A 22,625-nucleotide genomic window follows, 5' to 3' on the forward strand; every position below is an offset into this window, starting at 1 on the left:
AAATTCTAGCGCTGACAGGTGGGACACAGATAACTCGATCTATTCCCAAATGGCAGACGGACAATTGCGCGCCCACACCTCGAGCACGGCTCCCCCGCTTGGCCATAGGCGTTCAAGCTCCGCTCGAAATAGCCACTTTCGCCGTTGACATGCACATATAACGCATCGAAGCTCGTGCCACCCGCCGCTAGCGCCCGCTGAAGTACCGCTTGCCCCTCGCGCAAAAGTTTCGCTAAACGACGGACCGAAAGGTCACACGCCGGCACGCGCCCATCGACCTTCGCTGCCCAAAGCATTTCGTCGGCATAGATGTTACCGATACCCGACACAATGTTCTGGTTGAGCAATACGGCCTTAATCGGCGAACGCGACTTCATCATGCGGTGTGCAAGTGCAACCACATCGACAGTTGGCTCCAATAGATCGGGCGCGATCTTGGCTGCGGGTTCCGGAACAAAGCGACCGTGGGATTCGACCATTTCACAGGCCCAGACCCAACCAAAGGTGCGCTGATCGTTGAAGTTGATAAGGTGCCGAGCGCCGTCCGGCAGGGCTATGTCAAATGCGGCCCTGGTGTGGCGTCCGGGCAGCGTATCGGGCGTGTACGGAGCTTCCACACGCAATTGGCCGCTCATACCCAGGTGGATGGCAATTGCGGAGTCGTCGTCAAGCGTGAGCCACATGAACTTGCCGCGGCGATCCGTAGCGATAACCGTGCGCCCGCGCGTGCGACCGATAAACTCTGCGGCACCACCGGGTTGGCGCCGCACGGCACGAGCGTTGTAGACGAAAGTGTCCTCGATGCGGCCACCGACGACGTAAGCGTCGAGACCGCGGCGTACGGACTCGACTTCAGGAAGCTCGGGCATTATGCCAGTGCAGTATGCGCCTGATGCGCGGCGTGCATCTCGGCTTCCTTCTTCGTGGCGCCGGTACCGCTGCCCTTAACCACGCCGTCAACCAGCACGTCAACGTAGAAAGTTAGGTCATGGTCGGGGCCGGTGGTGCGCACGGTGTACTCAGCAGCCGGTAGTTGCTTGGCTGCCAGGCGCTCCTGCAACAGCGTCTTCCAGTCACGACCGCGAGACTCCGTCGGGGCATCGTCAATCATCTGGTTAAACAGGCGAAGAACGGTCTCGCGGGCAACCTCAAAGCCATGCTGCAGGTAAATGGCACCCAGCAGCGCCTCGGTGGTGTCAGCGAGAATTGAGTGCTTATCCGCACCACCGGTGGCCTTCTCACCGCGACCGAGGAGAATGTGCTCCCCCAATCCGATACTGCGGGCCAGGTCAGCCAGCGCGTACATGTTCACGACACCTGCGCGCATCTTGGAAATATCCTGCTCAGCGCGGTCCGGGAAGCGACGGTAGAGTTCTTCAGCAACGCACATGCCCAGCACGGCGTCGCCCAGGAACTCTAGCCGCTCGTTATTGGTCAGCATGCCATTTTCATTCGCGAAACTGCGGTGGGTCAAAGCGAGCTTCAGGGACTCCTCTGATAGCTCAACACCGAGTTTTTCCAGCAGCGGGGCGTGATCGACGGCCTCGAAAGCCGCCTTTCTAGCCGCCTCACCGGTTAGCCGACGCTTGCGGCTCATCCGTTATATCTCCTTTAAAGTCTTCGTCTAAGTCGTCGTCGATTACTTCTCGTCGCCGAGCGAGCCAAACTTTTCCGCCAGGCCAGCCCAACGCGGATCAATGCGCTCCTCTTCACCCGAGATGCCGTCTGGCTCCGGCACTTCTGAGTCCGACTCAGCACAGCTGGAATCGAAATCCAGACAGGTCGGATTGAAGGGCAGATTCAAGCCCGCCTCATCGATGACGGCTTGAGTGATATCCACCGTATTGTCGACGATCTGGCCAACTTCGTCCTCAAGGTCTTCTTCCTCGGCATCGTCGCCTGTGATGAAGTCCTCGTTGTTGGAAAAGACAGCCGAAATGTGGAAGCTGAGCTCCGGATTCAGCGGGGCTAGGCAGCGGACACACTCGCCGGTGGCCTTGGCAGTCACAGTCGCGTCAACCATGACACCACTGCCGAGGTTCGTGACAATGCCGTCAACGACAACCTCCTCGCCAGCGGCGATGCCAATCATCTCGACACCAACGCGGACGGGGCTATCGCCTACCTTGCGGAACTGCTCGGGCATGCCGCCCTGCAGACATGTCGAAACGTCCAGAACAAATGGGGATGAGTCAGTCATGATAGACCTCAGTCTACCCCGAAGATGCGCTAACGCTCGTACCGGCGGCGTTCCTGCCCCTCGGAGAAGGAAGACGGCGCGCTCTGTGCCCCTGCACCACCGCCGACGGCACCGGCCCCCGAACGCAGTACCGAGCGATTGCGACCGACATTACGCAGGGTCTCCTGGAGAGTCTGTTCAAACTCGGCGAGCTTGGAATCAACGTAGCGGTCACACTCTTCACGGAGGCGAGAGGAATCCGCGTGTGCGTCGGAAAGCAGACGATTCGCCTCGTCGTTGGCTTCGCGGACGACCGTTGACTCAGCGACCAGGCGAGCCTGCTCCTCGCGGCCTTCCGCAACGGAACGCTCGTAGGATTCGTTACCAGCGTGAATCAGGCGATCGGACTCGGCAGAAGCACGATCCACAATGCTGTCGTACTCGTGCTGAGCATCCTCGCGGAGGCGACGGGCGTCGTCCTCAGCGGCCGCGACGGTGCCAGCTGCGTGGGCATTGGCATCCTCGACGGTGTGGTTAGCGCGGGCCTCGGCCTCGTCGACAATGCGATGGGCTTCTTCATCCGCAGTCGAAATGGTGTTGTTCGCCCGGGCTTCAGCATCGTTGATAATCTCATCCCGCTGGTCCAAGACATCCTGCGCGTCATCGAGCTCAGCCGGGAAAGCATCCCTCAGCTCATCGAGCAACTCGAGAACACGCTGACGCGGAACCATACAATTGGCCGACAGTGGCACGCCGTGTGCCTCTTCTAGGATCTGGACCAGTTCATCAAGAGATTCGAAGACGCGAAACATGACTTACATGCTACTTCAGTCGGCGCTGCAGGGCGTGCAAGACAGGCTCAGGAACTAGCCCTTCCACCGAACCGCCGTAGCGAACAACTTCCTTCATCAGTGTCGACGACACATGACCGTACTTCGGATCAGCTTCCACAAAGAGAGTCTCAATGCCCGTCATGCGCCGATTCATCTGCGCCATGGGAGCCTCGTACTCGTAGTCCGCCGCCGAGCGCAGCCCCTTGACCAGGCAGGAGATGCCCTGCGCGGAGGTGTAGTCAACCAACAGCTTCGACCAGGAGTCCACCTGCACATTGTCCAAGTGCTGCGTGCACTGCCGAATGAGGTCCATGCGCTCTTCGACATTGAACATGCCCTGCTTATTCGGGTTGTGGGTAACCAGCACGGTCACCTGATCGAATTGGCGCGCGGCACGCTCAATCACATCGAGGTGACCAGAGGTCATGGGATCGTAGGAACCGGGGCAGCATGCGTGAGTCATAGAGGTCAAACCACCTTTGGCCGTCGTAAAGCGTAAAGAAGAACGTTAAGCGTTGTAGATAGCGGTGTCGAAGCGCGCCAAACCGTGAATGCGACGCTTCAGCTTCTGCTGGAGCTGTTCGTAGCCCTCGGGCCACTGCGTCTCCTCGTCATCGCGGTGACGCTCCACAGTCACGACCGCGCCCGGCGCGAGGAAGCTACGCAGCGCCTCGAGCATCTCTGTAACGGCCTCCCCCACCAACTCATAGGGCGGATCCGCGATGACGCGGTCAAAAGGCTCGCCCGGCGCGCCCGCAAGGTACGACGACACTTTCATCGGAGACAGGGCCACATCGGGATGCCCCACGGTGCGAATGTTCTTTTCAATAGCGGCAATGGCGTTCGGATCGTTTTCCACCAACACGACGGAACGCGCGCCGCGAGAAGCCGCTTCCAAACCGAGCGCACCCGAGCCAGCAAACAGGTCGAGAACGCGAGTTCCCTCTAGCCCAAAGCGTGTGGACCAGGAGGAAAAGATGGCTTCCTTCGCGCGGTCACTAGTTGGCCGAGTGGTCTCTCCCTTAGGCGCGACTAGCCTACGACCGCGTGCCTCACCTGCAATAATGCGGGTCATCTACTTCCCTTCGTGCGATGTGTTCTCGTTGCCGTTGTGCTGTGCCGTGGCGCTGTGAGTTGCTGGCGTGATTCTTGCCAGCAGCTGACCGCCTTCGACATCCACAAATTGATCTGCCGCCACCTCCGCGACCGTGCCCGGGCAGGGCGCTAAAACCGGCGCTTCTAGCTTGACGGCCTCCACGACCGCAATAACCTGACCGGTCGTCACCGAGTCTTTCTCGGCGACCTCCCAGCGGACTACTCCTGCAAAAGGTGCACAGACATCTACCATGCCCAACAGTCTACTTTGGTCTTACTAGGAGCGGTCCAAGTAGTTCGACTGCTCTTCATCGATATCGGAGATAAGCTCTCCCACAAGCCTCTCATCAACATCGAGAAGAGCCATGGCATCATGTCGGGTGCGCTCGATGATTTCGCCGTCGGTGGTGAGGTCCACCAGGCCGAGGCCGGTTGCCAGTCCCGATTGGTCATCGCCGAGCAGATCGCCGAAACTACGCGTGGCCAGGTCCAGCTCCGCCAGTTGAATGCCGTCGGTGGTGGCGGCAATGCGGTCCAGCCGGGTGCGCTCCGGTGTCTGCGAATGCGTGTGTGTACATAGGAAGCACAGGCCACCACGGTCACCACGGCCGACACGACCGCGCAGCTGGTGAATCTGCGAGATACCGTAGCTCTCGGCGCGGCGAATCATCATGATCGTGGCCTCTGGTACATCCACGCCGACTTCGATAACTGTGGTGGACACCAGCACATCCAGCTGTCCTGTGGCAAAGGCCTGCATCACGCGGTCTTTGTCCTCCGGTGCCATATTGCCGTGCAACTGACTGATACGTACACCGGGCAGTTTTTTCCTCGCTCGGTCGAACACCGCCTCCACGGACTCGTCGAGGAACTGTTCCTCATCGCGGGTAATGCGGGGACAGACAATGAAGGCGCGGTTGCCCTTGGCCACTTCTTCCCCAATGCGCTCCCAGGTTCGTGCCTCCCAGCGGGGTTTCTCCAGCGTCGGTACGACAAAGGATTGGATTTCCTGACGTCCCCGTGGCAATTCCGTCAACTGCGAAACTGCGAGGTCGCCAAAAATGGTCATCGCTACCGTGCGCGGAATCGGGGTTGCCGACATCACCAACAGATGCGGTGTCATTCCACCCCGTCCCCTGCTTCGCAGCTGATCGCGCTGGCGCACACCAAAGCGGTGCTGCTCATCGACGACCACCAGCCCGAGATCGAAGAACTCCACGCCCTCACTGAGCAGGGCATGCGTGCCGACGACAATGTCAGCCTCCCCGTTGACTGCCTCCAACAGGGTTGCCCGGCGCTCCTTCGTCGACATCGATCCCGTCAACAGTCGTACAGTCACTGCTACTCCGGCTTGCTCCAGCATCGCTGTCAGCGATCGGTAGTGCTGTTGGGCCAGGACTTCCGTCGGCGCCAGCATCGCGCACTGCCTGCTGGAATCGACTGCTTGCAGCATTCCCAGTAGGGCCACCACGGTCTTACCCGAGCCGACTTCACCTGCTAGCAGGCGGTTCATCGGGTTAGACCTCGCTATATCCTGCGCGATATCGGCTGCGACCGCGACCTGACCGTCGGTAAGCGAAAACGGCAACCCCCGGCGTAGCTCGTCGCGAAGTCCCCCGGCGACTTCCATGCAGGCCGGCGCGGTGAGGCTCGCTTGAGTACGCTTGCGTGCACCAACGGCGAGCTGGAGCTCAAGCGCTTCGTCGTACTTCAGACGGGCAAGCGCAATATCGGGGCCCGCGATGGAGGGAAAGTGTGCGCCACGCAGTGCGGAGTCGAAATCGGTAAGTCCCTCCGGCGTGGCGGGCAATGGGTCTGGCTGCAGCGGTAACCATTCGAGGATGCGCTGCATGTACAGAGCCAGGTGAATACCCGCTACTCCTTTACGGCCACGGTAAATGGGCAGATAGGGGCGCGTGAGCAGCCGCTGCATCTCCGCAATCCCCTTGGCTGTCTTCGTCAGTGTGGCCAGCTTGCCAGTGGCTGCGCCTACCGAACCATCGGCTTTAAGCACCATGCAATCAACATTTTTCAGCTGTAGCTCATTGCGGAACTCGCTGAGTGTGCCAACAATGAGCAGACGCACACCGGGGTGCAGCATATTGCGCAGCCATTCGGCACCGAAAATCGCGGCCGGAAGAATGCGCACGCCGTCGCTGACATAGATTTTCAGTGGCTTGCGTCGGTCGGCGAAGGCGGGCGCTGGCGAAATGCTGTGCACCTGCACGACTGTGGTGATGGTGTCGCCAATGTCGGAAAATGACACATCTAAGCTCTTACCCTGCGCCACGTAGCGCTTCGGGAAATTCGTCAGCGCATCCGAGACGGTCTCCATACCAAAAGCCGTATGCAGCTTCTTTGCAATCTTTGGCCCCACCACGATATTCAGGGGCGTGCGCGCATAATCCGAGCCGAGCCATCCGAGCATCGCGCTACTCGATTCCTACCTGCACCAGCTCATCGATGCCGGTTGCATCGTAGGCTACGACCTCCACAGGCTTGTCCAGCCGCGCCCGCACTTGCGCTATGTCCACGCCCTCGGCTCCGCGCCCGAGCAGCAGAGTCACTAGTTCCCCGCCGCCAGCCAACAGGTCTGAGATGGTCTCTGTGAGCGCGTCAGTCAGGGGCTTATCGACGTCCGCAGCGACTACAGCCGTTCGCGTGCCATTGGCAGCCTCTCCCATCGCATACGCAGCAACCGTCAGTGGCAGCTCAGCCGAATGCACGGCCAAGGCAGCAAGGCCAGCCGGAATGGAGTCTGTGGACACTACCGCGAGCGTCGGATTAGCCGCGGCAGCAGCGAATTCGATATCCGCCAATTCCTGGTCGCTAACCAGCCCATTTGGCAGCAGGATTACCTCATCCGCACCCCGCATGGCAGTCAGCGCCTTGGTGACCACATTGTCAGCGAACTCCTGGTCGGCGATGGCTGCTCGATCTGTGGGAGTGGATGTGGGAGTCGGAGCGGGGGTCGGGCTGATAGCAATCGCTCCCGAGGAGGTGATGAGATCATTCAGCGGACCGTCCGGCACTACCGCAATGAGGATGCGAGTGGACTCAGGTGTTGTCTCCGGCTCATCGAGCACCTCGATACGGATGCGTTCCGGACGACCGAAGTCGAGTGCCGCCTCAATAACTGCGCCCGGTTCCACTGTGTGGATATGCACCATGTACTGCGTGGTCTCCGCATTACCAGCATCACCTGCGATGATGAGCGAATTGCCCAGCGGGTTCAACCGCTCTCGCAGCGCTTCCACCGCCTGGGTATCCGCCAAGGAAATCAGGTACATGACCTCCATCTCAACGGTGGCTACGTGTGGCGCGTCGACATGCAAATCGACCGGTGCGGCTGCGCGGCCGCTGACTTCGTCGGCAAGCGCGTCGAGCAGAATGACCAACCCCGCGCCGCCGGCATCGACCACGCCCGCCTGCTGCAGTGCCGGGAGCTGGCTAGGGGTTTTCGCCAGCGCATCGCGAGCGGCATCCGCGATCGTGTCGGCGAGCTCCTCAATCGAGTCGCCCTCAAATTCCTCCGCGGCAATCGCGGCGTGCCGCAGGACTGTCAGAATCGTGCCCTCCACTGGATTGGCAATCGCCTGGGAAACATGTTGCACAGCTAGCTTTAGCGAGTGTTGTACCGACTCAACGCCAATGCCACTACCGGAGGCAGCCTCAGCCACCGCGCGAAAAACCTGCGAGAGCACAGTGCCCGAATTACCGCGGGCGCCGCGCACTGCACCGGCAGCTAGGGCCGCGGTGACTGCGCGAACATCGGAAGCGTCAGCCTTTTGCGCTTCCTCATAGGCCGAACTCAACGTCGCGAGCATATTCGACCCGGTATCGGAATCCGGTACTGGGAAGACATTGAGACTGTTGATCTCATCGCGGCGGGATTGAAGCGCGTCAATCCCCCGGGCAACCCAGCCGACGATGGCGGCAGAACCAATCTGCAAAGACATGAATTCCTATTCTAGCGTCCAGTCGATAGGGGTAGCTCCCTGACGAATCAGCGACTCATTGGCCCGGCTGAACGGACGCGACCCGAAGAACCCACGGGATGCCGACAGCGGTGACGGGTGCGGCGAACAGATGCAGTCCACGCCGGGGAGCCAACGCTGCAAACTCTGCGCGTCGCGTCCCCACAGAATGGCCACGAGAGGCTGATCACGGGCGACCAATGCTTTGATGGCATGCTCCGTGATTGCCTCCCAGCCCTTACCGCGGTGCGAGGCAGCAGCACCCGGACGTACGGTCAACACACGGTTGAACAGAGCTACGCCCTGCCTACTCCACGGAGTGAGGTCACCGTTGGAGGGAGTCGGGAGCCCCAGGTCGGAGGAATACTCCTTAAAAATATTCGCCAACGACCGCGGTACCGGCTTCACATCCGGCTGGACCGAGAAGCTAAGCCCCATCGCATGCCCCGGGGTCGGGTACGGGTCCTGACCGATAATGAGCACCTTGACCTCATCGAATGGATAAGTAAAGGCGCGCAGCACATCGGTGCCCGCGGGCAGGTAACCGTAGCCGGCCGCGTTCTCCTCGCGCAGGAACTGCCCCATCCGGTGGATGTCATCGGCCACTGGCTCCAGCGCCTTCTGCCACCCTTCTTCGACCGGCAACGGATCCATGTCATGCAGCCTTTCTTCTCAAAACCTCTTCGAACTCTTAAAAGGAAACCCAACCGGCATCGCGGGCAGGAGGTTGGCCGTCGATAAGCACCGAATCGAACTTTTCCTTCGACACCGTGCCGATAGCGCGGAACCCCGTCGGAGGCTCCCCCGGCGTCGAACCGATCAGTGTGTGGTCCTCCCCGCCGGTGAGCACCCACTCCCACGGGTCGATGCCCAGGTATTCACCAGCGGCAATCTGCAACTCATCGGGCGCAATGGCACTGCTGTCAACTTCCAAAGTAACCCTGGAGGCCTGCGCAATAGCGCGGAGATCCACGACCAGTCCATCGGAATTGTCCGTCAGTGAACGCACACCTGTGGCTCGCGCCGTAGCACCCCTGCGATATTCAAATTCGGGCGTACAGTGTGCGGCCACCAGCTGCGCAAACTCGCTTGGAATTTTTGCCGGGCTTCCGCAGTGCTGCAGCAGCGCAAGGCCCGCAGCAGAGTAGCCGATGCGTCCCGACGCAATCACCGTATCCCCCGCGCGTGCTGCTGAGCGCAGCAGCGGCCGCCCAAGCCCACCGAGTTCGCCCATCGCACTGATGGAAATCACCAGAGAATCTCCGCTGACCATGTCACCACCGACGAGTTCCGCCGGACATTGCTTGCCTTCCTGCCACAATCCCTCGGCGATACCGGTGACCACACTCACCGGAGTATGCAACGGTGCTGAGATGGCGAAAAGCATGGCCGTTGGACGCGCACCCATCGATTCGATATCGGCGAAATTCTGTACTGCGGCCTTAGCTCCAACTTGCTGAGGTGTCGACCAGTCCAGGCGGAAGTGGCGCCCTTCCACCAACATGTCGGTGGAAGTGACAAAACGGGCGTTGGGGGTTGTCTGCGTCAAGACGGCGGCATCGTCGCCATTGCGTGCCGACGGGGCGATAGCCCGGATGGCCTCAATGACCCCAAACTCGCCAATATCGCCAATGGTCAATTCAGTCACAGTGTCGAGTCACATTCCTAATAGTCGATGGTTAACCGTTAATAGCGGAACCCGTCTCGGTATTGCCCCCAACCAATTGGAGTTGGTACCGGACAACGTAGAATCAGGCCCATGGTAGACGCACCCCCATCGGGAGAAACAGTTCAGTCCAAGGGTAGCCGGACACGCGCGGGCATCGCACTCGCTATCGCCATTATCGCTATCCTCGGCATTATTTTTGCCGCAAAGATTTACCAGGATAATCAGGCGACAAAGCCAGTCGCGATTTCCAATCCGGAGCTTCCCGCCAATGACTCGCCCGAGTGTGCGGAACTGCTCGACCGACTGCCAGATCGCGCCGCAGGTCTGGTTCGCGCCGACATTGCAGAGCCGGCTCCAGAAGGCGCCGCTGTGTACCGAAACTTGGAACAAGACCGCATCACGCTGCGCTGTGGCGCGAACGTACCTAGCCAGTACAACGAACTGGCTAAGACCGAAGAGGTCAAGGGCATTTCGTGGCTGCGCGTGGTCGACAGTACCGACGAGTCTTTGGCGACTTGGTTCACCGTCGGGCGCGAACCGGTTGTTGCGATTACCGCCGAAGGAAATGCAGAGGCGGAGGATGCCCTGAGTGACCTCGCCGAGGCGCTGCGCCCGGACTCCGAGTACAAGAACAAGCCGGAGCGCGGCGGCGTCCCACTGGTAGAACTGGCAGCTCCGGAAGCTGATAAGCGCTGCAGCGGCTTGGAGGCTGCCCTCCCCCGCGAGCTTGGCAACCGTCACCGTCTGAGCGCAGAGGAAATGCCGGCTGACATGCCGAAGGACATGGTCATTTGGGGCGGCACCCCAGCAGATCCGGTGGTGCTGCGCTGTGGTGTCGACGAGCCGGCTGGCTATAGCACCACCACGCAGCAGCTGACGCAGGTTGGCGACATTGTCTGGTTCAACGAACCAACGCTTTCCTCCGGTACCTCCGCCACCTGGTACGCCATGGGCCGGGAGCGCTTCGTCGCCGTTGAAATGCCGATGTCGGAGGCCAGCTCACTAATGCCGGTGCTCTCCTCGGTCATCGCGGACAACCTGGAGAACATCTCGCCGAGCGAAGAAAAGTAAGAACCAACTTCTATCGACGAGCTACCAGCGCCCGCTCAATCAGGGCGCTGAGCAGCTCCTCGTAGGCAACACCGGAAGCCGCAAACATCTGCGGGTACATCGAAATCGGGGTAAAGCCCGGCATGGTGTTGACCTCATTGATAATCGGGCCATTATCCGTGACAAAAAAGTCCACGCGAGTCAGCCCATCAGAGCCTAGTGCCCTGAACGCCCGACGAGCATCCGTGTCCAGTGCCTTCAAAACATCCTCCGGCAGCTCAGCCGGGATCTGCGCCGAGACGACATCATCCAAGTACTTGGTCTCAAAACCGTAGAAGCCCTCGTCGGAGTCCTCCGTGCCACGCAGCAGGGACGGGACAGAGACCTGAAGGCTGCCGTCAGCGCGCTGCAGCACGCCAATCTCCACCTCGGCGCCGTCTACACCGGCCTCTACAATGACCTTCCAGTCGTGCTCTCGGGCCAGCTCTACCGCCGCATCCAGATTCGCCCAATCATCCACGCGGGAAATGCCAATCGACGATCCACCACGGGCAGGTTTAACGAACACCGGCAGGCCAAGGGTCTCCTTGTCCTCGTCGGAAAGCGACTCGCCAACATGCAAAACAACCTGCTTGCCAATAGGAAGCCCCGCTGCCTGCAAGAGATTCTTCGTGCGTTCCTTATCCATTCCCGCAGCGGAAGCGAGCACGCCCGGGCCGACATAAGCAATGCCGGAAAGCTCAAAGAGCCCCTGAATCGTGCCGTCCTCGCCGTGCGGACCGTGGAGGACCGGGAAGATAACGTCGACGGTGTCGAAAACCTCGCCGGCGCGATCACCGGTGACGAAGCGGAATTCACCGCGGCGTGACGGCGAGGTGCTCAGCGCAACCTCCTCGCCCGGGATGACCTCCGGCATCGTACGCCCCTGTGTGCGCAGCGTATCCGTCTCACGCGTCCCGACGGTCCAGACACCATCCTTGGTAATACCAATGGGAACCACTCGGAAGCGGTCCTCATCCAGGTGATCCATAATTGCGCCGGCCGAGACACAGGAGACGCTGTGCTCAGGGCTTGCGCCACCGTAGATGACGGCGACGGAAATGCGATCTGCAGACGAGCTATTCGACGAAGTCATGGTGACTTAGTTTAGCCCCGACCTCGTTGAAGTGGTTACTCCGACTTGCGGCTTCGCCCCATCAGCTTGCGAATTGTCTCATCGACCTTCGCGCCTTCGTGGCAGACGGCGTAAACGGCCTCAGTAATTGGCATTTCCACGCCATTGCGACGAGCGAGGTCACGGACCGAGATTGAAGAAATCACACCCTCAGCCACCTGACCGCGCGTAGCGTGCTGCGCCTGCTCCATCGTGTCACCGCGACCGAGACGGTCACCGAAGGTGCGGTTACGCGACAGCGGCGAGGAACAAGTGGCCACCAAGTCACCGAGGCCCGCCAATCCCGCGAAAGTCTTATCTTCTGCACCAACCGCGTCGCCCAGACGCGTGATTTCCGCCAAGCCACGGGTGATAATGGTTGCCAGCGTGTTCTCACCCAATCCTTGACCAGCGGCCATACCGCAGGCCAACGCAATGACGTTCTTGCAGGCACCGCCGATTTCGCAGCCGATCACATCGGTGTTGGTGTACGGGCGGAAGTAATTAGTGGCAACTGCCGCCTGAATCATCTTGGCGTTGTTCTCATCGGCGCAAGCAATCACCGTTGCCGCTGGCTGCTCCATCGCAACCTCGCGGGCGAGGTTCGGGCCGGACAGCACCGCAATACGCTCTGCTGGCAGGTCTGTGACCTCCGCAATGACCTCACTCATGCGCAGATGTGTCTCGCGCTCCACACCCTTAGCAAGGCTGAGCAGAATCGTCTCCGGCCCGATGAAGTCCTTCCAGACCTTGAGGTTGTCACGCAAAGTCTGCGAGGGCACGCCCAGCACCACCACATCCGCGCCCTTCAGCGCGGCCTCTGCATCCGAGGTGGCTTCGATGTTGCGCGGCAGCCCCAGACCAGGCAGGTAGTCGTGGTTTTCGCGGCTGATCTGAATACGCTGTGCCTGCTCCGCACGTCGCGACCACAGCCGTACAGGATTGCCCGCATCAGCAAAAACCTTGGCGAGCGTCGTGCCCCACGAGCCCGCACCCATCACTGAAACTTGCACCATCGCCGCGACCTTCCTCCGTTAGCCTCTAATCTCCAACAAGTCTAGCGAGACGTTCTCACACTGCGATACTAAACTAGGTCGGCGACAAAGGATTGAAAGGGAATTCACGATGATGCACGAAGAGGACAAGGACCTCAAGGGCGATACCTCCGTGACCGGTCGCCTGCGCCAGATTCCGACGAAGCCAGGTCAGGATGTCACCAAGCCGACCTTCGCGGCCGGCGCGGTTCTATGGCGCGGCGATGTCCATAACCCTGAAATCTGCGTGATTCACCGTCCTTCCTACGACGACTGGTCGCTGCCGAAAGGCAAGCTCGACGCCGGCGAGAACCTCATTGCCACCGCCGTCCGCGAAATCTGGGAAGAGACCGGCTACCGCGTCCGTCTGGGCAAGCTCGTCGGCAACGTCTCTTACCCTGTCGCCGGACGAACGAAGCTGGTCTGGTACTGGACCGCTGAGGTTCTAGACGGCGAATTCGAACAGAACTCCGAGGTCAACGAGCTTCGTTGGGTCTCCTGGGACGAAGCCGAGGAGCTGCTGTCCTACGACCTCGACCGCGACGTGCTGGTCAAGGCCCGCAAGCGCATGAACAAGGAACCGGACACCCGTCTCATTCTGGTTCGCCATGGGCGTGCGCACCGTCGCACCAACTGGAACGGCAATGATGCACTGCGGCCACTGGATAAGAAGGGACGTCGTCAAGCGGAACTGCTCGTCTCTGCCCTGGAAGGCTTCCGCCCCGAGCGGATCTACTCCGCCGAGCCCGTGCGTTGCCAGGACACCGTCGCGCCACTCGCCGCAGAGCTGGGAATGCAGGTCACAGTCGACGAACGGCTTGGCGACGAGCACTGGATTGCCAACCAGGTTGAGTCCAAGAAGGCATTCGAAGACATTGTCGCGCTAGGCGGAGTCAGCGTCATCTGCTCTCAGGGCATCACCATCCCAGACCTGCTTGCCGCCTGGTCCGCTGAGGGCACCCTGCCCTTCGACGAGGAAATCCTGTGCAAGAAGGGCTCTGCCTGGGTGCTGGGCTTCAACGACGGTGTGATGACCACGGCTGATTACTACGCCTCGGCGCTGCCGGTGAAGTAGTTTGTGAGGATTTTGACCTACAGCGTCTTAGGCTTGTGGGCCGGACGACTCTCCTCGTAGGCCACAATGTCCGCTTCGTTGCGCAGGGTCAGGGAGACGTCGTCAAGCCCTTCCATCAGACGCCAGCGGGTGTAGTCGTCGACCTCGAACGGGAAGACCTGCTCACCGGCCTCGACGGTGCGGGTCTCCAGGTTGACGGTGAGCTCCATGCCAGGGTTAGCCTCCAGCAGCTTCCACAGCAGCTCGACATCGGACTGCTGCATCTGTGCGGCGAGCAGCCCCGCCTTGCCGGCATTGCCACGGAAGATATCGGCGAAGCGGGAGGAGATGACGACGCGGAAACCGTAGTCCATCAGGGCCCACACGGCGTGCTCGCGGGAAGAACCGGTACCGAAGTCCGGCCCTGCTACGAGGACGGAGCCCTTTGCGTATTCCGGACGGTTGAGCACGAAGTCGGACTCGTTGTTGCGCCAGTTGCTGAACAGGCCATCCTCGAATCCGGTGCGGGTGACGCGCTTTAGGTAGACAGCCGGGATGATCTGGTCAGTGTCGACGTTGGATCGCTGCAGGGGAACGCCGACGCCGGTGTGAGTATCAAACTTTTCCATAGTGAAAGGTCCTTAGAAGTTCTGCTTGGGTCTGTTGTACAAAGATCGGCAGTGAGAGTCAGTTAGAGATCAGCCGGTGCTGCGAAGTGACCGGCGACGGCAGTGGCTGCGGCGACAGCCGGGCTGACCAGGTGGGTACGACCACCCTTGCCCTGACGGCCCTCGAAGTTGCGGTTGGAGGTCGAAGCGCAACGCTGGCCCGGGGTCAGCTGATCCGGGTTCATGCCCAGGCACATGGAGCAGCCCGGCATACGCCATTCGGCGCCTGCCTCTTCGAAGATCTTGCCCAGTCCCTCTTCCTCAGCCTGCGCACGGACCTTTGCGGAGCCCGGCACGATGAGCATCTGGACGCCGTCGGCAACCTTGCGGTCCTTCAGCACGTCGGCGACGGCGCGCATGTCCTCGATGCGGCCGTTGGTGCAGGAACCTACGAAGACCACGTCGACCTTGACGTCGCGCATCGGGGTGCCCGGCTTCAGATCCATGTACTCCAGTGCGCGTTCGGCCGCGATGCGGTCGGAGTCCTCAGCGATGAACTCCGGATCTGGCACGGTCTCCCCCAGCGGCACGCCCTGGCCAGGGTTAGTACCCCAGGTAACGAATGGAGTCAGCGCGGAACCGTCGATTTCAACGACCTTGTCGAACTTCGCGTCCTCGTCAGTAACCAGGGACTTCCAGTATTCGACTGCCTCGTCCCACTGCTCGCCCTGCGGCGCGTGCGGGCGGTCCTTCAGGTATTCGAAGGTGGTCTCGTCCGGAGCAATCATGCCGGCACGGGCACCGGCTTCGATGGACATGTTGCAAATGGTCATGCGGGCTTCCATCGACAGCTTCTCGATGGCCTCGCCGCGGTACTCAATAACGTGGCCCTGACCACCGCCGGTGCCAATCTTGGCGATAATCGCCAGAATCAAATCCTTGGCGGTAACACCATCCTGCAGTTCGCCGGTGACGTTGACCGCCATGGTCTTGAAAGGCTTCAGCGGCAGGGTCTGGGTAGCCAGAACGTGCTCAACCTCCGAGGTACCGATACCGAAGGCCATAGCACCGAAAGCACCGTGGGTTGCGGTATGCGAGTCACCACAGACGACGGTGGTGCCCGGCTGAGTCAGGCCCAGCTGTGGGCCGACGACGTGCACGATACCCTGTTCGCGGTCGCCCATCGGATGCAGGCGGATACCGAACTCCTCGGCGTTCTTGCGCAGTGTGGCAATCTGGGTACGAGAGGTCGGCTCCTCAATCAGATTGATTTTGCCGCCGGCGACAGTGGTCGGAACGTTGTGGTCCTCGGTTGCGATGGTCAAATCCGGGCGGCGTACCTTGCGCCCTGCCAGACGGAGGCCATCAAAAGCCTGCGGCGAGGTAACCTCGTGGACGAGGTGCAGATCGATATAAATCAGATCTGGTTCGCCGTTGTCGCCTTGCTTGACTACGTGGTCATGCCAGACTTTCTCGGCCAGAGTCTTCGGGCTGGTGTCCGTGGTGCGCATAGTGGGTGAGCCGCCTTCCGGATATATCTCTTTTATCTCAAGGAATGAGATGTTAATATCATGGCATGGGACAGATTAGCACATCCGAGACGCCAGCTCTAAGTGGCATTAAGGTTCTCGACCGTTCGGTACTCATTCTCAAGTCTGTTGCAGAAACTCCACGCACCCTCGCCGAGCTCTGTGACGACACCGGCCTGCCCCGCGCCACCGCCCATCGGCTGGCCACGGCGTTGGAAGTACACCGCCTTGTCACCCGCCCTCCGGACGGCCGCTGGACGACGGGCCCCGGCCTCACCGAGATCACGCCTGTCACAACCGACCTGCTTGCCGACGCCGCAGCGCACATCCTGCCGAAGCTAGTAGAGGTAACCGGAGAGTCCGTGCAGCTCTACCGTCTCACCGGCGATACCCGCACCTGTATTGCCTCCATGGAGCCCGCCACCGGACTGCGCAACACCGTGCCAGTTGGCTCTCGCATGCCGCTAACCGCCGGCTCCGCCGCACGTGTTCTCCTGGCCTTTGGCCCGGCCAACCTCGCTGAGCGAATGCTTCCCGACGCCGACTTCAACCAACAGGACCTCGACGACTGCCGACGTCTCGGCTGGTCCGAGTCCATGGGTGAGCGCGACCCCGCACTTGCCTCCGTCTCCGCCCCGGTTTTCGACAGCAACCAGCGCATGATTGCAGTCCTATCCGTCTCCGGCCCCGTGGAGCGCATGACTCCGTCGCCCTACGAATGCTGGGGCGCAAAGGTTCTCGGCGCCGCTGAAGAGATGAGCTCCCGACTGTAATGCCCGCTTACCGTCACCTTGTCCTTCTTCTGTCCATGTTCGCGGCGGTCGGTTCGTCCGTCGTTCACATGGGTGTGCCTTTTCTCATCCCATCCCTACAGGAAAACGGCTTAAGCCTCTCCGCCGCCGGCCTCGTCGCAGCAATGCCGGCGGCCGGTATTGTCTTCACGCTCATCGCCTGGGGCTGGTTTGTCGACCGCTATGGCGAACGCGCAGCTCTGTTCGCCGGCCTGACCTCTACTGCCTTAACGACGGGGCTTGCGGCGCTAGCTTCGTCGTCAAGCCCGGCTCTGCTCGGGGCCACGCTCTTTCTCGCCGGGTGTGCGGCGGCGAGCGTGAATTCGGCATCCGGCCGCGTGGTGTCGGGCTGGTACCCACCGCATCAGCGCGGCACTGCGATGGGCATTCGCCAAATGGCTCAGCCCCTCGGCGCTGCACTATCAGCGGTAACCCTGCACCCTCTCGCGCAGAATTACAGCATCGGAGTCGCACTCGCGATGCCCGCAATCCTGTGCGCCGTGCTGGCGTTGCTTGTACTGATAGGCGTGAAGAATCCCCCTCGCCCTGATGCCTCGAACCCCACCGTCACGGCCAGCCCCTACCGGGACGGCAAGTACCTCGTGCGCATCCACATCGCCTCGGCGCTGCTGTCCTGGCCGCAGTCGATGATGGGTGCCTACATTCTGGTGTGGTTGCTGTCTGTGGGGTACTCCGATGGCACGGCGGGCACAATTGTGATGGTCTCGCAGCTGCTCGGTGCCGGATCGCGAGCACTGATGGGTGTGGTCTCTGACCGAGTGCGATCTCGCATCCGCCCCTACCGCTGGGTCTCGGGTGCGACCTTTGTTTTGGCTGTCGCAATGATGATTGCCAGCTGGGCTGATTGGCGCACGCTTGGAACTTTGCTGGTCTGCGCACTGGCCGTTGCTGTGGTCAGCCCGAATGGACTCGCCTTCACCGCAGTTGCTGAATACGCAGGCCCCTTCTGGTCCGGACGCGCTATGGGTACGCAGAACACGTTCCAGAACATTATCTACGCTGCAACGCCTCCGGTTTCGGGTGCGATTGTGGCCGCTGCGGGCTTCCCCGCGCTGTTTGCCGTCACGGCTCTGTTCCCCGCCGCCGCGCTGGGTATTGCGCCACGAGAAGACCAGAACCGCAACGGGCGGGTGCGGGTCGAGCTTGACTAGCTAGCTCCGCGCCCACCAAACAAATCGAGCCACGCACGCGCACCAGTGCACAGCCAGCAAACACAGCAGCCCAGCGCTGGCCACGTATAGCCACTGCACGCCGGTAATGTCACCCAGGCTGTGCGTACCAAGACTCAGAGTGCCCACGGGGAAGGTTGCACCCCACCAACCAGGGCTGTATCCGGCCCAACTGATTACGGCGCGGGTGAATCGTCGTAAAGCGATGGCGGCGAGGAAGACACCGACAATGAGCACAGCGGTGCCGTAAGCGACAGCGGAGGTTCGGTTGAAAAGCAGCTGCGCAGCGGCCGTGGACTGACCGACCAGCCCGAGCGGAATCCAGGCAGTACCGGCGATGGAATCGGGGATGCGCATGGCGCCAGAGAACAGCGCGACGTAGCAGCGTACGAAAACCGGCAGAACCGTAATCAGCGCCATCCAAAAGAGTATTTGTGCGCAGACGTGATAGAACGTGCCGTAGTCAACGCTCAGCTGTGCGCCACTTGTCGCCGCCACCATCGGGGCGACTAGCGCGAGGCCCCACTGAAAAGTTGGTTCGCCTTCGAATCCTCGCAGTTGGCGAAGGCTGACGTAGATTGCCAGCGGCGCACCGATCCACCAGGACATCAGCTGCCACGATGAGTTACTAGCTAGCGCAGTCGCAGCACTACCGAGAGCCATGATGCCCATCGCGAACATGCCCCACGGCGCCTGCAACTTCGAGTGAAAAGCCGGGTTTCGAAATCGCAACCAACCGACCACTATGAAACCGAGAATGCCAACTGCCACGACGAGAAGCAGTTCCGGAACCACCGGCACGTCATGAATGTGCGCAAGCGTGGCGAAGATGGAGGTGCCCATCAGCGATCCTGCCCACGCAGGCCCGGCGGGCGCAAGCACATCACTGCGAGGAGAGTTGGTCATGCCCATACCGTATTTGTTCTTGCTGCAGTCACCGCTATCACGAAACTCTGTGAGGGGTACCATTGATGCATGTACCCCTCCGCTGTGGCCGAACTCGAAGCACTTTTCACCGTCGCCCGTGCGGGGTCGATCTCGAAGGCCGCGCGTGAGCTCGGCACCAACCAGCAGACCATGTCCGCACGCATCGCACGGGCGGAAAGAGCGCTGGGAATCACAGTCTTCGAACGCTCCCCTTACGGCGTCTCCCCTACAGAAAAAGGGCAAGTGCTTATCGACGCTCTCCCAGACCTCCTCGCCGCCTGCCACAAGTTTTCGGGCATTGCCGCCAGCTTGCGTTCCGACAATGTTCCCCGCCACCTCACCCTTGCGGTGTCCAACACTGTCGCTGAGCTCTACTACCCCGGCTGGGCCGCAGAGTTCCACCGGCAACATCCCGCAGTCAAACTTTCGATGGTGCAGGCAAACTCCCGTGAGGTGCGGCAACTAGTAGCCGACAGTGCGGTGGACTTCGGCCTGGTAGAGGGCGAGGCTGGTCGGCACGACCTCGAAGAACGAATCATCGGCACCGACGAACTGGTCCTCGCCGTGCCGACTGGGCATTTGTGGGCTGAGCGGGCCGAGATATCCGCCGAGGAACTGCGCGCGACGCCACTCGTTATTCGCGAACCGGGTTCCGGTAGCCGACAGGTGGTGGAAGATGCACTGGGCACTCTCACCGAACCCGCCGGAGAATTTGGCTCCCTTTCAGCACAGCGCGCTGGAATGATTGCGCTGGCAGCGCCAACAATCATCGCCCGCGGCGCAATTCGCGATCAGGTAACGCTCGGGCGCATCGTCATCGTCCCCACCGACACCGTTTTTACTCGCAACCTCAGCGTGGTTATGCGTCGTGGCAGTAAAGCTAGTGGGGACATTTCGGAATTTATCCGCATTGCTAGTCCTATACTTAGCAAGCATGAGCAATTCGAATGATGAACTCTTTTCCTCCGACCGCTACGATGCCGGTATCCAAATCCGCCGCGAGGTAATGGGCGACGAATTCGTCGATGCCGCCCTCTCCCGCAATGCTGGCTCCGACGGAGAGACCCTGCAGAAGCACATCACCGCCACAGTCTGGGGTTCTGTCTGGAGCCGCGAAGGGCTGGCCAAGCGCGATCGCTCTCTGCTCAACATTGGAATGCTCGTCGCTCTGCGAGCCACCGAGGAACTGCGCGGCCACATCAAGGGCGCCCTCGCCAACGGTCTGACCCGCACCGAGATCACCGAAGCCATCGTCCACGCTTCCGGTTACTGCGGCGCACCGGCCGCACTGTCCGCGATGAAGGTCGCGCAGGAAGTGCTCGTTGCTGAGCTCGGCCCGCTTGACGACGACGATCAGTAGGCAGCCCATGGGCTCTCAGGCTCTGGTCTCCGCGTTAGTACATCAGTGATGCGGCGCAGCAGCCACGACAGTGGCAGGGCGATGGCAGTGGTGACAATTGCCACTGCCAACATCGAACCCTGGAAGGTCTGATAACCCATCAAGCTCATTACCCAGTCCATGACCAACACGTGAACGAGGAAGAACTCGTAAGAGACTTCTCCCAACCAAATCATGGCTGGATGACGAAGCCACCTTACCTCCGTACCCAGCGCAATCGGAGCCACGAATGCGCCGGCAGACAGACCATACAGCGTGGTCTTCCACAACGCCTGGTCGACATCATCCGGCACCAAGGTTGCTGGCCCCACGTGAGTGGTTGTGGATAGGAAAAACAGGACTAGCGCTATCAGCCAGCTGGCCGCCAAATTGACGCGCCAGCCAACTTTTCGCCCGTAAGCCAGCAGCATTCCGATGGCGAACCAGTCGAAATACGCCATCTGCCACAGCCGTGCCACTACCGGCAGCAGCCCTTCCTGATGCGACAGCACAGTCCAGACCGGGCCAATAAGGCCAAAACCAATAATGATGGCCAACGTTGGACCAGGCCGCAGCCGCCCCTTTGTGATCGTCCAGATGCCAAGCCCCACCAGCGGCAATACCAAGTAGAAGCCGACTTCCACCACCATCGACCACATCTGCGGCAAGCCCGGGTGAATCCAGCCGAATTGGAGCGTCTGGGTAAACGACATCGTGCGCAACCAGCCCTGTAGCCCTCCACCAGATGGTGGTGGCTCGTCTGCAGTGTGAATCAGAAAGGCCGCAGTGACCACAATCCAGTAGGCCGGCAGGACTCTCTTCGCACGGCTGGTGAAATACTTCCGCAAGTCCGGTCGGTTCGCGGGGACGTCGTCAGGCGAACCGAGCCAGCGCCCTGTGAGCAGAACCGCACTGAGCACGAAGAAGATGGTGACGCCAATTTCGAATCGACCGTTGAGGCGCCCCCACCAATCGCCGGTGTAATTGCCCGTCCAAAACGCGGCATGCGTGAGCAGGACGCCGAACGCGCCGATGGCTCGGATGCTGGTCAGCTCCGGAACGTAGGTGGACTTGGCCGAATTCATGCCAATATTTTAGGAGCGCAAAGTACTTCCCCGTGTTATTTCGGCAAAAGTGGAATCTACATAATTTCTTCTACATATTCTCGACGGTGCTCAAAATGTACTGAGCAGATTCACGCAACCGCTCCAGCTCCCAGCTGTTTAGCTGTGGCGGCATACGGCGAATGATTCCACCTCGGCCGATCACCGCTGGCATCGACAGCGAGACATCCGTCAACCCGTATTCACCATCCAAGCGTGTACACACCGGGTGGACGCTGTTTTGATCCAGCATCACCGCGCGGGCAATTTCCAAAGCGGAGCGTGCAACACCGGCATTAGTCCAGCCCTTGGCATTGAGAACATCGTAAGCTGCCCCGACTACGGCATCTTGAATTTCTTGCGGTGAAGGCAACTGCGTGCCATGCCATTTTTCCAGTTCTGTCCACCTCACACCTTGCACGTTCAGCGTGGACAAAATTGGGACGGCCGTAAGCCCGTGCTCACCCATCATGTAGCCAGTAACTGACTTCGGGTCGATACCGAGCTGTTTGGCAACTACCCAGCGCAGTCGGGCCGAATCTAGCATCGTGCCGGTGCCAAAGAGCTTTTCCGCGGGGTAATCGAACTCGGTATGAGCCAAGTGCACCACTGCATCGAGCGGATTAGTAATAAAGAGGACAATCGCATCGCGCGTATGCTTCACGATTCCCGGCATGACATCGCGAACCACTTCCCCGCTGAGCTTGGCTAACCCGGCACGGTCCGGACGGGAATCCGGGTCGTCCGGATCAGGGAGAATGGACGCACCAGCAGCGACGATAATCATATCCGCGTCGGTGCAATCGCTGTAGTCGCCAGCATGCACATTGACATAGTCCGTGCCGGGAACACCAGTGGACTGGGATTGGTCCAGAGCCTCGCCATGCGCGACGCCTGGTGCCGTGTCAATCGTGGCAATCTCAGCGAACAGCCCGGATTCCATGGCATATGTCAGGACATACGAACCGACGTGACCGAGACCAATACAAACGAGTTTTGAATGTTTCATAGTTTCGATACTAGGACTGTGGAAATCCCGTGCCGCGGTGGAGGGG

The 22,625-nt window shown here is 60.6% G+C and carries 24 protein-coding genes; 6 read left to right on the forward strand and 18 right to left on the reverse strand.

The window, feature by feature from the left end; genetic code table 11:
• Positions 1 to 5: 5 nt before the first annotated feature.
• The 11 genes from mutM to HMPREF3130_RS03285 are packed head-to-tail and all read right to left on the reverse strand — an operon-like array spanning position 6 to position 9,732.
• Positions 6 to 869 (reverse strand): bifunctional DNA-formamidopyrimidine glycosylase/DNA-(apurinic or apyrimidinic site) lyase, encoded by an 864-nt coding sequence (gene mutM, locus HMPREF3130_RS03235; RefSeq protein ID WP_049189533.1) that lies wholly within the window; start codon positions 867 to 869, stop codon positions 6 to 8.
• A complete protein-coding gene (rnc, locus tag HMPREF3130_RS03240) occupies positions 869 to 1,597 on the reverse strand; it encodes a ribonuclease III (RefSeq protein WP_049189534.1) in 729 nt (242 codons plus the stop codon). The genes mutM and rnc overlap by 1 nt, the downstream gene beginning before the upstream one ends.
• Before the next feature lie 42 nt (positions 1,598 to 1,639).
• Positions 1,640 to 2,200 (reverse strand): YceD family protein, encoded by a 561-nt coding sequence (locus HMPREF3130_RS03245; protein ID WP_048735478.1) that lies wholly within the window; start codon positions 2,198 to 2,200, stop codon positions 1,640 to 1,642.
• 29 nt (positions 2,201 to 2,229) lie between these two features.
• Positions 2,230 to 2,991 (reverse strand): SPFH domain-containing protein, encoded by a 762-nt coding sequence (locus tag HMPREF3130_RS03250; RefSeq protein ID WP_049171555.1) that lies wholly within the window; start codon positions 2,989 to 2,991, stop codon positions 2,230 to 2,232.
• A 10-nt stretch (positions 2,992 to 3,001) separates the two neighbouring features.
• The gene (gene coaD, locus HMPREF3130_RS03255; RefSeq protein WP_049189535.1) at positions 3,002 to 3,475 is read right to left on the reverse strand and encodes a pantetheine-phosphate adenylyltransferase; all 474 of its coding nucleotides are present in this window, start codon (positions 3,473 to 3,475) and stop codon (positions 3,002 to 3,004) included.
• Positions 3,476 to 3,520: 45 nt separating this feature from the next.
• A complete protein-coding gene (gene rsmD, locus HMPREF3130_RS03260) occupies positions 3,521 to 4,087 on the reverse strand; it encodes a 16S rRNA (guanine(966)-N(2))-methyltransferase RsmD (RefSeq protein ID WP_049189536.1) in 567 nt (188 codons plus the stop codon).
• Complete coding sequence (locus HMPREF3130_RS03265) at positions 4,088 to 4,360, reverse strand: acyl-CoA carboxylase biotin carboxyl carrier protein subunit (RefSeq protein WP_049171558.1); 273 nt, start codon at positions 4,358 to 4,360, stop codon at positions 4,088 to 4,090.
• A 24-nt stretch (positions 4,361 to 4,384) separates the two neighbouring features.
• The gene (locus HMPREF3130_RS03270; protein ID WP_070429306.1) at positions 4,385 to 6,535 is read right to left on the reverse strand and encodes an ATP-dependent DNA helicase RecG; all 2,151 of its coding nucleotides are present in this window, start codon (positions 6,533 to 6,535) and stop codon (positions 4,385 to 4,387) included.
• 4 nt (positions 6,536 to 6,539) lie between these two features.
• On the reverse strand, positions 6,540 to 8,066 hold the full coding sequence (locus HMPREF3130_RS03275; RefSeq protein WP_070429307.1) for a DAK2 domain-containing protein: 1,527 nt from the start codon (positions 8,064 to 8,066) through the stop codon (positions 6,540 to 6,542).
• Positions 8,067 to 8,072: 6 nt separating this feature from the next.
• Positions 8,073 to 8,738, reverse strand: a complete 666-nt coding sequence (locus HMPREF3130_RS03280; RefSeq protein WP_048735462.1) for a uracil-DNA glycosylase — start codon at positions 8,736 to 8,738, stop codon at positions 8,073 to 8,075.
• Positions 8,739 to 8,775: 37 nt separating this feature from the next.
• A complete protein-coding gene (locus tag HMPREF3130_RS03285) occupies positions 8,776 to 9,732 on the reverse strand; it encodes a thiamine-phosphate kinase (RefSeq protein ID WP_049189538.1) in 957 nt (318 codons plus the stop codon).
• Between the two features lie 111 nt (positions 9,733 to 9,843).
• On the opposite strand from HMPREF3130_RS03285, the gene HMPREF3130_RS03290 reads away from it, so the two are divergent.
• Positions 9,844 to 10,824, forward strand: coding sequence for a DUF3515 domain-containing protein (locus tag HMPREF3130_RS03290; RefSeq protein ID WP_070429308.1), 981 nt, complete (start codon positions 9,844 to 9,846; stop codon positions 10,822 to 10,824).
• 10 nt (positions 10,825 to 10,834) lie between these two features.
• Here the strand turns inward: HMPREF3130_RS03290 and HMPREF3130_RS03295 are convergent, their stop codons facing one another.
• Both HMPREF3130_RS03295 and HMPREF3130_RS03300 read right to left on the reverse strand, forming a co-directional pair.
• Positions 10,835 to 11,938 (reverse strand): D-alanine--D-alanine ligase family protein, encoded by a 1,104-nt coding sequence (locus HMPREF3130_RS03295; RefSeq protein WP_049171570.1) that lies wholly within the window; start codon positions 11,936 to 11,938, stop codon positions 10,835 to 10,837.
• 35 nt (positions 11,939 to 11,973) lie between these two features.
• Positions 11,974 to 12,972 (reverse strand): NAD(P)H-dependent glycerol-3-phosphate dehydrogenase, encoded by a 999-nt coding sequence (locus tag HMPREF3130_RS03300; RefSeq protein WP_016422532.1) that lies wholly within the window; start codon positions 12,970 to 12,972, stop codon positions 11,974 to 11,976.
• A gap of 112 nt (positions 12,973 to 13,084) precedes the next feature.
• Between HMPREF3130_RS03300 and HMPREF3130_RS03305 the strand changes: the two genes are divergently transcribed.
• Positions 13,085 to 14,065, forward strand: coding sequence for an NUDIX hydrolase (locus tag HMPREF3130_RS03305; protein ID WP_172954645.1), 981 nt, complete (start codon positions 13,085 to 13,087; stop codon positions 14,063 to 14,065).
• Between the two features lie 17 nt (positions 14,066 to 14,082).
• Here the strand turns inward: HMPREF3130_RS03305 and leuD are convergent, their stop codons facing one another.
• Both leuD and leuC read right to left on the reverse strand, forming a co-directional pair.
• Complete coding sequence (gene leuD, locus HMPREF3130_RS03310; RefSeq protein WP_049189541.1) at positions 14,083 to 14,673, reverse strand: 3-isopropylmalate dehydratase small subunit; 591 nt, start codon at positions 14,671 to 14,673, stop codon at positions 14,083 to 14,085.
• 62 nt (positions 14,674 to 14,735) lie between these two features.
• On the reverse strand, positions 14,736 to 16,163 hold the full coding sequence (leuC, locus tag HMPREF3130_RS03315; protein WP_049189542.1) for a 3-isopropylmalate dehydratase large subunit: 1,428 nt from the start codon (positions 16,161 to 16,163) through the stop codon (positions 14,736 to 14,738).
• A 65-nt stretch (positions 16,164 to 16,228) separates the two neighbouring features.
• On the opposite strand from leuC, the gene HMPREF3130_RS03320 reads away from it, so the two are divergent.
• Positions 16,229 to 16,954, forward strand: a complete 726-nt coding sequence (locus HMPREF3130_RS03320; RefSeq protein WP_070429309.1) for an IclR family transcriptional regulator — start codon at positions 16,229 to 16,231, stop codon at positions 16,952 to 16,954.
• Entirely contained in the window at positions 16,954 to 18,144 is a 1,191-nt protein-coding gene (locus HMPREF3130_RS03325; RefSeq protein WP_049189543.1) for an MFS transporter, read from the forward strand. The genes HMPREF3130_RS03320 and HMPREF3130_RS03325 overlap by 1 nt, the downstream gene beginning before the upstream one ends.
• On the opposite strand, the gene HMPREF3130_RS03330 is transcribed toward HMPREF3130_RS03325, so the two are convergent.
• Positions 18,145 to 19,068 (reverse strand): TDT family transporter, encoded by a 924-nt coding sequence (locus HMPREF3130_RS03330; RefSeq protein WP_070429360.1) that lies wholly within the window; start codon positions 19,066 to 19,068, stop codon positions 18,145 to 18,147.
• Between the two features lie 69 nt (positions 19,069 to 19,137).
• Between HMPREF3130_RS03330 and HMPREF3130_RS03335 the strand changes: the two genes are divergently transcribed.
• Together HMPREF3130_RS03335 and HMPREF3130_RS03340 are read left to right on the forward strand one after the other, a co-directional pair.
• Complete coding sequence (locus HMPREF3130_RS03335; protein WP_048735417.1) at positions 19,138 to 20,040, forward strand: LysR family transcriptional regulator; 903 nt, start codon at positions 19,138 to 19,140, stop codon at positions 20,038 to 20,040.
• The gene (locus HMPREF3130_RS03340; RefSeq protein ID WP_048735414.1) at positions 20,024 to 20,449 is read left to right on the forward strand and encodes a carboxymuconolactone decarboxylase family protein; all 426 of its coding nucleotides are present in this window, start codon (positions 20,024 to 20,026) and stop codon (positions 20,447 to 20,449) included. Before HMPREF3130_RS03335 ends, HMPREF3130_RS03340 begins: the two co-directional genes overlap by 17 nt.
• Here the strand turns inward: HMPREF3130_RS03340 and HMPREF3130_RS03345 are convergent.
• On the reverse strand, positions 20,443 to 21,552 hold the full coding sequence (locus HMPREF3130_RS03345; RefSeq protein WP_070429310.1) for an acyltransferase family protein: 1,110 nt from the start codon (positions 21,550 to 21,552) through the stop codon (positions 20,443 to 20,445). The genes HMPREF3130_RS03340 and HMPREF3130_RS03345 overlap by 7 nt on opposite strands.
• Positions 21,553 to 21,622: 70 nt before the next feature.
• Positions 21,623 to 22,579, reverse strand: coding sequence for a lactate/malate family dehydrogenase (locus HMPREF3130_RS03350; RefSeq protein WP_016422514.1), 957 nt, complete (start codon positions 22,577 to 22,579; stop codon positions 21,623 to 21,625).
• Positions 22,580 to 22,625 lie beyond the last annotated feature (46 nt).

It is taken from the genome of Corynebacterium sp. HMSC14B06 (genome assembly GCF_001807075.1).
GTDB lineage: Bacteria > Actinomycetota > Actinomycetes > Mycobacteriales > Mycobacteriaceae > Corynebacterium > Corynebacterium jeikeium_D.